Below are 10,622 nucleotides of genomic sequence, written 5' to 3'. Positions count from 1 at the left end.
CCCCCCCCCCCACCGCTCGAGGCCCCCCAGTCGGTGGCTGCCTCCGAGCAGCCAACGTCAGAGGCCAGCGCTGCCCCTCATCCGCCTGCCGGCACCTTCTCCCCGTATAGGGACGGGGAGAAGAGAGAAGCTTCGCCGCTGGCGCCGTCTTCCCAGGTCGCGCCTGCGACCGAAGCGCCTTCAGCCGAGATCGCTCCGCCCATCCGCCAGCCGGCACCGGTCGAGACACAGCCGGTCATCGCCGAGATCGCGCCCGAGCCTCAATCGATCCCGCAACCCGCCCCGGAAGCAAAACCCGCGCCCGGCAAGGTAACTGTTGCCAAGAAGGTCGAGCAGAAGGCTGGACCGGTAAAGGCGCCGGAGCCTGCGCCGAGGCGGTCCTGGTTCCAGCGCATGCGCGACGGGCTCGCCCGGTCCTCGCGCGAACTGACCGGCAACATCGCCGGCGTCTTCACCAAGCGCAAGCTGGACGAGGAGACGCTGCAGGACCTGGAGGACGTGCTGATCCGCGCCGATCTCGGCGTGGAAACCGCGCTTCGTATCACGGACGCGCTGGCCGCAAGCCGCTACGGCAAGGACGTCTCCGATACAGACGTGCGCACCGTCATGGCGACCGAGGTCGAAAAGGTGCTGACCCCTGTCGCCCGATCGCTGGAGCTCGATCTGTCGCACAAGCCGCATGTCATCCTGGTGGTCGGCGTCAACGGCACCGGCAAGACCACGACGATCGGCAAGCTCGCCGCCAAGCTGACCGATGGCGGCCTGTCGGTGATGCTGGCCGCCGGCGACACGTTCCGCGCCGCCGCCATCGAACAGCTGAAGATCTGGGGCGAACGCACGAAATCGCCGGTCATTGCCTCCAAACTCGGCGCCGATGCCGCCGGCCTTGCCTATGACGCCTTCGAACGGGCAAAAGAAGCGGGCTCGGACGTGCTGATCATCGACACCGCCGGGCGGCTGCAGAACAAGACCGAACTGATGGCGGAGCTGGAAAAGATCGTCCGCGTGCTGGGCAAGCTCGATCCCGAAGCGCCGCACACCGTGCTGCAGACGGTCGACGCCACCACCGGCCAGAACGCGCTCAACCAGGTCGAGATCTTCCGCAACATCGCCGGCGTCAACGGCCTGGTGATGACCAAGCTGGACGGCACGGCGCGCGGCGGTATTCTGGTGGCGATCGCGGCAAAGCACAAATTGCCAGTCTATTTCATCGGCGTCGGCGAACAGGTCGACGACCTCGAACCTTTCTCGGCAAGCGAATTCGCCAGGGCGATCGCTGGCGTGGCTTGAACAGGCGCGATGCCGGAAGTGAGGCTTCCGGCCAGGATCGTGCGTTAGAAGGAAACCATGAACCCACCCATTCTCGAACGCGATCCGTCCGACCCGCAGAAGGAGAAGAAGGAAAGCATCAATCCCGTGCTCAAGCTGGCGCTGGAGCTCGGGCCGCTGCTGGTCTTTTTCTTCGCCAATGCGCGCGGCGAGTGGCTGACGCGGAAATTTCCCGTGCTGGCCGAATTCGGCGGTCCGATCTTCGTCGCCACCGGCCTGTTCATGGCCGCGACCGCGATTGCGTTGATCGCCTCGTGGCTGCTCACCCGGACCTTGCCGATCATGCCGATGGTCTCGGGCGTCGTCGTCTTCATCTTCGGCGCGCTGACGCTCTATCTGCAGGACGACATCTTCATCAAGATGAAGCCGACCATCGTCAACACGCTGTTCGGCGGCGTACTGCTCGGCGGCCTGTATTTCGGCCGCTCGCTGCTCGGCTATGTCTTCGAGTCCGCCTTCAAGCTCGATGCCGAGGGCTGGCGCAAGCTCACCTTCCGCTGGGGCCTGTTCTTCCTGTTCCTGGCCCTCGTCAATGAGATTGTCTGGCGGAATTTTTCCACCGACGCCTGGGTTACTTTCAAGGTCTGGGGCATCATGCCGATCACGCTCCTGTTCACCTTCAGCCAGATGCCGCTGATCCTGCGCCATTCACTCGACGACAAGGCCGGCGGCAGGGACTAAAGGGGAGAGCCATGGAATTCGTCGCCACGCACGAGGAACTGCGGACGATCTACAAGACGCCGCGCCCGACCGATGGTTCGATCCGTAAGGAATTGAAGGCGCTCGACGGCCATTGCCGCTCCTTCATCGGCAAGAGCCCGTTCGTGCTGATCGGCTCGTCCGACGGCGAAGGCAATGCCGACGTCACCCCGAAAGGCGACAAGCCCGGCTTCGCCGCCATTCTCGACGAAAAGACCATCGCCATCCCCGACCGGCCCGGCAACAACCGGCTGGATACACTGGAAAACATCCTGCGCAATCCCTCCGTCGGGCTGCTCTTCCTCATTCCCGGCATGAACGAGACGCTGCGGGTCAACGGCGACGCCCGCATCACCGTGGATGCCACTTTGCGCGAGCGCCTCGCCGTCGACGGCAAGGAGCCGCTCAGCGTCATCGTCGTCGCCGTCAAGGCGGCCTACATGCACTGCGCCAAGGCCTTCATGCGCTCCGATCTGTGGAAGCCCGACAGCTGGTACGAACGCGCCACGTTGCCGACGCTCGGCCAGATCCTGCGCGACCAGTTGGCGCTGGCCGATTCGGCCGAGGCGACCGACCGCTGGCTGGACGACGAATACAAGCAGACGATGTGGTAGCCTGCGCGGACGAATCGCCCGAGCGTTACCTTGCTAAAGATTCTCGCCATTTCCGGCAGCCTGCGGGCGGCCTCGACCAATTCGGCCCTGGTCGCGGCCCTGGCGCTGAACGCGCCCGAGGGCTGCCGCGTCACCGTCCATGACGGGCTTGGCCGGCTGCCGATCTTCAACCCCGACGACGAGGGCGAGCGAACGCCGCGCGAAGCCTCCGACCTGATCGACGCCGTCACCCGCGCCGACGGCGTCATCGTCTCCTGCCCCGAATATGCCCATGGCGTGCCGGGCGGGCTGAAGAACGCGCTCGACTGGCTGGTCTCGCGCGACGCCGCCGTGGCCAAGCCCGCCATGCTGGCCCACGCCTCGCCACGCTCGTTGTTTGCCCGCGCCGCGCTGGCCGAGATCATGCGGACCATGTCCTTCGCGCTGTTTGAGGGCGGGCCGGAGATTGCCTTGCTCGGCAAGAAGCCGGCTGAGGTGGAGGCTATTTTGGCGGAGCAGGCAAACCGGCAGGCGATGCGCGAGGCGGTTCAGGGTTTCGCGGATTTTGTCCGATCGCGTTGAGCGGCGCGACGCCCTTCCTTCTCCCCTTGTGACCCCTTGTGGGAGAAGGTGGCCTCGCGAAGCGAGGTCGGATGAGGGGTGCTCCAGCTTGGCAACGACGGCGATCCGGCACCCACCCCTCAACCGTCTCGGCGCTGCGCGCCGATCCACCTTCTCCCACAAGGGGAGAAGGAAAAAGCGGCCGCTACCCCTTCCGCAGCGTCTCGACATCGGTCTTGCCGACATACCAGTCGCGGGCGTTGACCTCCTCGAAGACCACCCAGACATCGTCATTGCCGAGCCCGGTGGCCTCCATGATGGCCGAGGTCACCTTCTTGGCGATGTCAGCCTTCTTGCCGGCCGGATCGGCGGCGATCACTTCCTTGACGATGCGGATGTTGACGAATGGCATGGCGTCCTCCTCTTGGGTTCTGCTGGTTTGCGAAACGAAGCTGCTTCGAAGTCCGCTCCGGCGAAGCTTCTGGTGGCGGCTCCGGAGATCGCGGCGAGGCGGGCGCCGCGGCCAGCCGCAGAAACGCCAGCAACGGCCGCCAGAGAAGGACTTCGAGCAGGCTCAATAGGTCTTGGCCCCGTTCACCATCAGCCGGACGCTGTACAGCGAGGTGGTGCCGGCGATGTAGAGGCAGTTCAGCTTGGCGCCGCCGAACACGCAATTGGCGGTCACCTCCGGCACCTTGACCTTGCCGATCAGCGTGCCGTCCAGATCATAGCAATGGATGCCGTCGGCCGCGCTCGTCCAGATGCGTCCGTCCGCGTCGAGCCGGAAGCCGTCGAACAGGCCTGATGTGCAGTCGGCGAACACCTTGCCGCCCGAAACCTTCTTGCCGTGCTTGCCGACATTGAACACCCGCATATGCGCCGGATTCTCAGCGCCATGCGTGCGCCCGGTGTCGACGACATAGAGCAGGCTTTCGTCGAGCGAGAAGGCGAGACCGTTCGGCCTGACCATGTCGGTGATGACGGCTTCGACCTCGCCCGTGTCGGGATCGACCCGGTAGACGTGGCAGGCGCCGATCTCGCTCTCGGCCTTGTCGCCCTCATAGTCGGTGTCGATGCCATAGGTCGGGTCGGTGAACCAGATCGAGCCGTCGGACTTCACCACCGCGTCGTTGGGTGAGTTCAGCGGCTTGCCCTTCCATTTGGCGGCGATGGTGGTGACCGAGCCATCATGCTCGGTGCGGCTGACGCGGCGGCCCGAATGCTCGCAGGTGACCAGCCGGCCCTGCCGGTCGACTGTGTTGCCGTTGGAATTGCCCGACGGCTGGCGGAAGACGCTGACGCTGCCGTCGGTCTCATCATAGCGCAGCATCCGGTTGTTCGGAATGTCCGACCAGACGACGTAGCGGCCGGCGGCGAACCAGGCCGGCCCTTCCGCCCAGCGACACCCGGTGAACAGTTTCTCCACCTGCGCATTGCCGTTGAACAGGCGCGCGAAGCGCGGGTCGAGAATTTCATAATAGTCTGCGGCCGCCATGCATTTCCTCCAGGCATCACGTGACGCCGGATCAAGCCAGCCCGCGATCGATCTGGCAAGACGGGGCATCGGCAATTGTAAGACAAAACGGAGGGAATGTTCTTTAGGATGCCATTAACCGGCTATGCGCGCAGTGCAATGGTGCATTGCAACATCTTCTTTTTGCAACGCAGCATTACTATGTCATGATCCATATCGATCAAGGGAGGAAGAAACCGGCCGCCAAATGCGGCACAGAAGGAACCTTGCTATGATCTTCAACGATCTCATGACCCGCGCTCGCTCCAGCATCGCCAAGCGCAAGCACTACAATCGCCTCGTCGCCGAAATCGACAGCTTCTCCAGCCGCGACCTGGCCGACATGCGCGCCGACCGCTCGGAAATGCTCTACCAGATCCACAAGCAGATCTACGGCTGAATCGCCGGCCAAGCCGTCACGCTCGTCATCCTTGGGCATAGCTCCGCGAAGCGGAGTGAAGACCCAGGGATCCATGCCGCGACTTGCGCCGCAAGATTTCGGTCCAGCGCTGCGCTCATCCTATCCTGATCCGGGCCATTCCTCGACCTGTCACGGCATGGAAGAGAGAAGGGCCTCGGCGCTTTCCCCTACCAGTCGCTGAGCTTGGTATCCGGCCCGTATTCCTGGCCATCGACATCCTTCACCACGGCCTGGCCGCAGCGCATGGTCTTGGCTTTCTTGTCATAGGCATAGGTCGGCGAGCCGAACAGGTGCCAGCCCTTGTTCAGTGCCGCCGTCACCTTGTGGCAGAAACTGGCGTCGTCCGGCGCGGTGAGAAAGCGGTAGAGTTTCATCGTCCAAGTCCTGTCGTATCCATGGTCGGCGAATATCATGCGCCGATGGCGGCGGCTTTCGCCAGCAGTTTTTCGGCCTGCGCCAGGTGCAGCCGCTCGATCATCCTGCCATTCAGCGCGATGACGCCCTTGCTGCTGTTTTGCGCCTCCGCGAAGGCATCCTTGACCGCGCGCGCCTCGGCCAGCGCCGGCGCCGACGGCGCGAAGGCGAGGTTGGCGGCCTCGATCTGCGAGGGATGGATCAGCGTCTTGCCGTCGAAGCCCATGGCCGCGGCCTGCGTGCATTCGCGGGCGAACGCATCCGGGTCGCGAAAATCGTTGAACACCCCATCGAGCATGTCGAGGCCGCCGGCGCGCGCCGCCAGCAGCATCTGCATCAGCCAGGGCAGGAGATAGGCGCGGTCCGGCGTCGCCAGCACGCCAGTGTCCTTGATCAGGTCATTCGTTCCGGCAACGAAACAATCCAGCCGCGAGGCCGGGTCGCGGCCGAGCTCGGCGATGGCGCCGATGTTGAGCATGGCCTTGGGCGTCTCGATCATCGCCCATAGTTTGACGCTGTCGGGAGCAAAATTGTCGTCCAGCACATCGCCAACCTCGAGCACGTCGCGCGGCGTGTCGACCTTGGGCAGCAGGATGCCGTCCGGTTCCACCTTGGCCACGGCCGCAAGGTCGTCGGCGCCCCATTCGCTGGACAGCGCATTGACGCGCACCACCATCTCGCAGCGCCAGCCATTGGGGCCGGCATCAGGGCGATTGGCGAAAATACCGGCCAGTTTTTCGCGCGCGGCGATCTTGTCGGCGGGGGCGACGGCGTCCTCCAGATCAATGATGACGGCGTCGCAGGCAAGCTGCGCGATCTTGGCCAGCGCCTTGTCATTGGATGCCGGGACATAGAGCACGGAGCGGCGCGGGCGGTAGGTTTCCATACCCGATCTATGCCGCGTGTGGTTGGTCGAGGCAAGCGCTGGACAGCCTATGAGATCGGCCAATCGCGAATGCTGGCGCCGCCCCTCATTGCCCTGCCGGGAATATCTCCCCGTAAACGGGAGAAAGAAGCTGGCATCGCCTCTGCACGAAAACTGCACGCGCCTGCGGAAATCCTCCTCCAATCCGCCGCACCGTCTCCCATCGCGCCTGCGAGACAGGCGGCATGCAAAAGCGAGCAAAACCCCGTTGGTCCCTGCCCTATCGGCTGCGCAGCGAAGGCTGGTGGCTGGCCGATCCACCGACGGCGACGCTCACGCCTTTCGTTCGCGGACGCCCACCGATGGTCCGGGTGGAAGCCATGGGGAAGATCAGGTCATGATATTGTCGCTCACCGCCGCGCCGAGCTATTGCAACCGCTTCGGCGTTGCCCTGCTGCTGGTGGCGATCGCCGATTTCCTGTTCTACGGCCAGCCAGCCGGCATTACGGTTCTCCTGTTCGCCATCCTGATTGCCGCGGCGGTGGTTGCCGTGCATCCCGCCGCCTTCAGCGACGGCAAGGTATGGCTCAAGCCCGCAGCCTTGCTTGTCGCGCTGCTGCCGCTGGCCGAAACCGTCAGCCCCTTGTCCGTCTCGGTCGCGCTTGCCGCCCTGGCGGCGTTCGCGCTTTCGCTGAGCGGCCGGCTGCGGCACCGCATGGCGCGCATTGCCGGCCAGATCTTGCTGTTTTGCCTGGCGGCTCCGGTCCGGTTCGTCGGCGATTTCTTGCAGTGGCGGAAGGCGGCGCGGCGGTTCGGCGGGCGCCGCATAAGGTTGGCGGCGATCGCGGTCTGGGTGATGCCGCTGACGCTCGGCGCGATCTTCGTCGCTTTGTTCGGTGCCGCCAATCCGGTCATCGAATACTGGCTGTCGCTGATCGATCTGATGAAGCTGCTCGACCTGATCCAGCTGGCGCGGATTGCCTTCTGGCTGTTCGCGCTCGCCGGCATCTGGGTCTTTTTGCGGCCGCGCCTGCCGCGTTTTTCGAAGCGCGTCTCCCGGCCAAACAATCCTCTTGCCGCTGCTCAACCGGCGATCAATCCGCAAAGGCACGTCGTCGGGGACATCGTGTTCGGCAAGGCTGCCATCCTGCGCGCGCTGATCGTCTTCAACATCCTGTTCGCGCTGCAGAGCGGGCTCGACGCCACCTATCTGTGGGGCGGGGCAGCACTTCCCGACGGCTTGAGCTACGCCGCTTACGCGCATCGCGGCGCCTACCCCTTGATCGTCACCGCGCTGCTTGCCGCCGGCTTTGTGCTGGCGGCGCTGAGGCCCGGCAGCGAGACATCGGCCGATCCGCTCATTCGCCGGCTTGTCTATACCTGGGTAGCGCAAAACATCATGCTGGTCGTCTCGTCGATCCTGCGCCTCGACCTCTATGTCGGCATCTATGCGCTGACCTACTGGCGCATCGCCGCTTTCGTCTGGATGGGGCTGGTGGCGGCGGGCCTTGCCATGATCATCGCCCGGATCGCGCTGGGAAAATCCAATGAATGGCTGCTCTCCGCCAATCTTCTGACGTTATCCCTGGCGCTTTATGCCTGCTGTTACATCAATTTCGCAGCCACGATCGCCAGCTACAATGTCGACCATTCCCTGGAAATGACCGGACAAGGCATCCCGCTCGACGCCTGGTACCTGCGCTCGCTCGGGCCGGATGCCTTTCCGGCGCTCGACCGCTTCCTCGACCATCAGGGCAGCACGGCCTATGCCGGTGGCGTCGCCGAATTCGCAAGGTTGCGCGGTGTCGACGAAGGCTGGTATCGCCACCTCCAGGAAAACTGGCGGAGCTGGAGCTTTCGCGACTGGCGCCTGCTTCGCTATCTCGACAGCAGGCGGCCGCTCGTGTTGCCTGGTGTCGCAGAGCCGGATCGCTGAGCCATGCCGCATCATATCCTCGTCGCCGACGATGATCCGCATATTCGCGAGGTGATCTGCTTCGCGCTTGAAAAGGCCGGCATGAAGACTTCAGCCGTGTCCGACGGCGCCGCCGCCCTGCGGGCGGTCGAACGGCGCACGCCCGACCTTGTCGTGCTCGACATCGGCATGCCGGAGATGGACGGGCTGGAGGTCTGCCGGCGGCTGCGGCAGCGATCCGACGTGCCGGTGCTGTTCCTGTCCGCGCGCGATGAAGAGATCGACCGCATCCTCGGGCTGGAAATGGGTGGCGACGATTATGTCACCAAGCCGTTCAGCCCGCGCGAGCTGGTCGCCCGCGTCAACGTCATCCTGCGCCGCGCCCGCCCAGTGGCGCCCGAACCGGCCGACGACAGGCAGTTCTCGCATGGCAAGCTCATCCTTGCGCCCGCCAGCCACGCCGCCGCCTTCGACGGCAAGCCGCTTACCTTGACCGGCATCGAGTTCTCGATCCTGAAAGGGTTTCTGGCGCGGCCAACCCATGTCCTCGACCGCGACGCGGTAATGGCCAGTGCCTATGCGGGAAAAATCCATGTCGCCGACCGCACCGTCGACAGCCACATCCGCAACCTCCGCGCCAAGCTGGCGGCGGCCGGATGCCTGGATGCCATCGAAACGGTGCATGGCGTCGGCTTCCGGCTCGGCCGATGCGGCTGACGACGTCAAGCAAATGGATCGGCCGCAAATGGCGGCCGCGCCTGGCCACGGTCGTCGTCGCCATCCTGATCCTGGTGATGGCGCTGCCGCTGGTCGGCCTGTTCTTCTTCCGCCTCTACGAGAACCAGCTCATCCGCCAGACCGAGGCGGAGCTGATCGCGCAAGGTGCCGCCATTGCCGCCATCTATGCGCAAGAGGTGCGCGACGCCGGCATTCCCGGGGACAAGCTCGGCGCGCCGATGCCGTCGGCCAATGGCGGCGCGAGCCGCGGCGCCAATCCCGATGCACCCTATCGGCCCATCGAGCCGGAGCTCGATCTCGCCTCGGACTACGTACTTCCGACACGGCCGGCGGGGACGCCCGCCGTGGCCGAGCCCGCTTTCGCTGTAATCGGGGCGCGCCTGTCCGGCATTCTCGACGCGACGCAGAAGACCACGCTCGCCGGCTTCCGGCTGCTCGATCCCACAGGCGTCGTCATTGCCGGGCGCGACGAGGTCGGGCAGTCACTTGCCGGGGTCGAGGAGGTGCGTGCAGCCCTTGCCGGACGCTATGCCAGCGCACTCCGGCTGCGCATCCCCAACCAGCCGGCCCCGCCGCTCTATTCGGTCAGCCGCGGGACCAAGGTGCGCGTCTTCGTCGCTTTGCCGGTGGCGGTGGATGGCCAGGTCGCCGGCGTGGTCTATGTCTCGCGGACGCCCAACAACATCATAAAACATCTCTATGGCGAACGCGGCAAGGTGACGGCGGCGGCGATCGCCATCCTCGGCGGCACGCTGCTCATCGGCCTCGTCTTCCTGCGCACCGTCAGCCGGCCGATCTATGCGCTGATCGACCGCACCCAGCGCATCGCCGCCGGCGAGCGCGACGCGATCCGGCCGCTCGATCATCATGGCACGCGCGAAATGGCCGAATTGTCCGCCGCCTTTCTCGACATGGCCGAGAAACTGCAGGCGCGCTCGGATAGCATCCAGACCTTCGCCACCCATGTCTCGCATGAGCTGAAATCGCCGCTGACGGCGATCCAGGGGGCCGCCGAACTGCTGCGCGATTCCGGCTCGGCGATGGACGATGCCGAGCGGCGGCGCTTCTCCAACAATATCGTCACCGATGCCGGACGGCTCAACCTTTTGGTCCGGCGGCTGCTCGATCTGGCGCGGGCGGAAAACCTCGCGCCGAGCGGCGAAAGCACCTCGGTCGGCGCGGCGCTGGCGTTGCTTCCCGCCGAGACCAGGCTGATGGTTGAAGTCGAGGCCGGCGGCGACCTGGCCCTGCGCATCTCGGCCGAGAACGCGGCAATCGTGCTTGCCAACCTCATCGACAACTCGGCCAGGCATGGCGCAACGCTGGTTTCGATCGCTGCCGCGAGCGCTGGCGGCAAGGCAACCGTGCTGGTCAGCGATGACGGCGCCGGCATTTCGCCAAGCAACCAGGCACGCATCTTCGAGCCGTTCTTCACCACGCGCCGAGAGTCCGGCGGCACCGGCATGGGCCTCGGCATCGTGCTGGCCCTCCTGAAAGCGCATGATGGTACGATCCGGCTGGTTGACAGCGCGCGCGGCACGCGCTTCGTGATCACTTTGCCGGTCGCGTAGAGT

At 65.1% G+C, this 10,622-nt stretch carries 12 protein-coding genes; 8 read left to right on the top strand and 4 right to left on the bottom strand.

All coding sequences use genetic code 11. The features are described from left to right. From ftsY to LB569_RS31005, 4 genes are all read left to right on the top strand, one after another. Positions 1-1,290, top strand: a 1,290-nt coding sequence (gene ftsY, locus LB569_RS31020) for a signal recognition particle-docking protein FtsY (protein WP_224695307.1), incomplete at its 5' end; no start/stop codon positions are given. 57 nt (positions 1,291-1,347) lie between these two features. Next, positions 1,348-2,010 carry a septation protein A gene (locus LB569_RS31015; RefSeq protein WP_224695306.1) on the top strand — a complete coding sequence of 221 codons (663 nt, stop codon included), beginning with the start codon at positions 1,348-1,350 and terminating at the stop codon, positions 2,008-2,010. Between the two features lie 11 nt (positions 2,011-2,021). After that, positions 2,022-2,642: a pyridoxamine 5'-phosphate oxidase family protein gene (locus tag LB569_RS31010; RefSeq protein WP_224695305.1), complete on the top strand. Its 621-nt coding sequence runs from the start codon at positions 2,022-2,024 to the stop codon at positions 2,640-2,642. Positions 2,643-2,672: 30 nt separating this feature from the next. Further along, positions 2,673-3,203: an NADPH-dependent FMN reductase gene (locus LB569_RS31005; protein ID WP_224695304.1), complete on the top strand. Its 531-nt coding sequence runs from the start codon at positions 2,673-2,675 to the stop codon at positions 3,201-3,203. 184 nt (positions 3,204-3,387) lie between these two features. Here LB569_RS31005 and LB569_RS31000 read toward each other — a convergent pair whose 3' ends face one another. Together LB569_RS31000 and LB569_RS30995 are read right to left on the bottom strand one after the other, a co-directional pair. Next, entirely contained in the window at positions 3,388-3,594 is a 207-nt protein-coding gene (locus LB569_RS31000; RefSeq protein ID WP_140735320.1) for a tautomerase family protein, read from the bottom strand. Positions 3,595-3,756: 162 nt separating this feature from the next. After that, positions 3,757-4,677, bottom strand: coding sequence for an SMP-30/gluconolactonase/LRE family protein (locus LB569_RS30995; protein WP_224695303.1), 921 nt, complete (start codon positions 4,675-4,677; stop codon positions 3,757-3,759). Positions 4,678-4,927: 250 nt separating this feature from the next. Here LB569_RS30995 and LB569_RS30990 point away from each other — a divergent pair, with 250 nt between their 5' ends. Further along, positions 4,928-5,095 carry a hypothetical protein gene (locus LB569_RS30990; RefSeq protein WP_023774506.1) on the top strand — a complete coding sequence of 56 codons (168 nt, stop codon included), beginning with the start codon at positions 4,928-4,930 and terminating at the stop codon, positions 5,093-5,095. A gap of 188 nt (positions 5,096-5,283) precedes the next feature. On the opposite strand, the gene LB569_RS30985 is transcribed toward LB569_RS30990, so the two are convergent. Both LB569_RS30985 and LB569_RS30980 read right to left on the bottom strand, forming a co-directional pair. Next, a complete protein-coding gene (locus LB569_RS30985) occupies positions 5,284-5,490 on the bottom strand; it encodes a DUF1737 domain-containing protein (protein WP_027145959.1) in 207 nt (68 codons plus the stop codon). 35 nt (positions 5,491-5,525) lie between these two features. Beyond that, positions 5,526-6,416 (bottom strand): HpcH/HpaI aldolase/citrate lyase family protein, encoded by an 891-nt coding sequence (locus tag LB569_RS30980; RefSeq protein WP_224695302.1) that lies wholly within the window; start codon positions 6,414-6,416, stop codon positions 5,526-5,528. 376 nt (positions 6,417-6,792) lie between these two features. Between LB569_RS30980 and LB569_RS30975 the strand changes: the two genes are divergently transcribed. From LB569_RS30975 to LB569_RS30965, 3 genes are read left to right on the top strand one after another with little or no spacing between them, the layout of a single operon-like run. Then, positions 6,793-8,331 (top strand): DUF4173 domain-containing protein, encoded by a 1,539-nt coding sequence (locus tag LB569_RS30975; RefSeq protein WP_224695301.1) that lies wholly within the window; start codon positions 6,793-6,795, stop codon positions 8,329-8,331. Positions 8,332-8,334: 3 nt separating this feature from the next. After that, the gene (locus tag LB569_RS30970; RefSeq protein ID WP_224695300.1) at positions 8,335-9,027 is read left to right on the top strand and encodes a response regulator transcription factor; all 693 of its coding nucleotides are present in this window, start codon (positions 8,335-8,337) and stop codon (positions 9,025-9,027) included. Then, the gene (locus tag LB569_RS30965; RefSeq protein WP_224695299.1) at positions 9,018-10,619 is read left to right on the top strand and encodes an ATP-binding protein; all 1,602 of its coding nucleotides are present in this window, start codon (positions 9,018-9,020) and stop codon (positions 10,617-10,619) included. Before LB569_RS30970 ends, LB569_RS30965 begins: the two co-directional genes overlap by 10 nt. Positions 10,620-10,622 lie beyond the last annotated feature (3 nt).

This window comes from Mesorhizobium sp. BH1-1-4 (assembly GCF_020165665.1).
Taxonomy (GTDB): domain Bacteria; phylum Pseudomonadota; class Alphaproteobacteria; order Rhizobiales; family Rhizobiaceae; genus Mesorhizobium.
The sequence above is the reverse complement of the archived record's forward strand: the minus strand, read 5'-3'. Positions and strand labels throughout refer to the sequence as shown.

What these genes read in the sequence shown, in the direction of transcription:
- LB569_RS31015 (WP_224695306.1), top strand. Translation starts at nt 1,348, where the DNA reads ATGAACCCACCCATTCTCGAACGCGATCCGTCCGACCCGCAGAAGGAG.
- LB569_RS31010 (WP_224695305.1), top strand. Translation starts at nt 2,022, where the DNA reads ATGGAATTCGTCGCCACGCACGAGGAACTGCGGACGATCTACAAGACG.
- LB569_RS31000 (WP_140735320.1), bottom strand. Translation starts at nt 3,594, where the DNA reads ATGCCATTCGTCAACATCCGCATCGTCAAGGAAGTGATCGCCGCCGAT.
- LB569_RS30995 (WP_224695303.1), bottom strand. Translation starts at nt 4,677, where the DNA reads ATGGCGGCCGCAGACTATTATGAAATTCTCGACCCGCGCTTCGCGCGC.
- LB569_RS30990 (WP_023774506.1), top strand. Translation starts at nt 4,928, where the DNA reads ATGATCTTCAACGATCTCATGACCCGCGCTCGCTCCAGCATCGCCAAG.
- LB569_RS30985 (WP_027145959.1), bottom strand. Translation starts at nt 5,490, where the DNA reads ATGAAACTCTACCGCTTTCTCACCGCGCCGGACGACGCCAGTTTCTGC.
- LB569_RS30980 (WP_224695302.1), bottom strand. Translation starts at nt 6,416, where the DNA reads ATGGAAACCTACCGCCCGCGCCGCTCCGTGCTCTATGTCCCGGCATCC.
- LB569_RS30975 (WP_224695301.1), top strand. Translation starts at nt 6,793, where the DNA reads ATGATATTGTCGCTCACCGCCGCGCCGAGCTATTGCAACCGCTTCGGC.
- LB569_RS30970 (WP_224695300.1), top strand. Translation starts at nt 8,335, where the DNA reads ATGCCGCATCATATCCTCGTCGCCGACGATGATCCGCATATTCGCGAG.
- LB569_RS30965 (WP_224695299.1), top strand. Translation starts at nt 9,018, where the DNA reads ATGCGGCTGACGACGTCAAGCAAATGGATCGGCCGCAAATGGCGGCCG.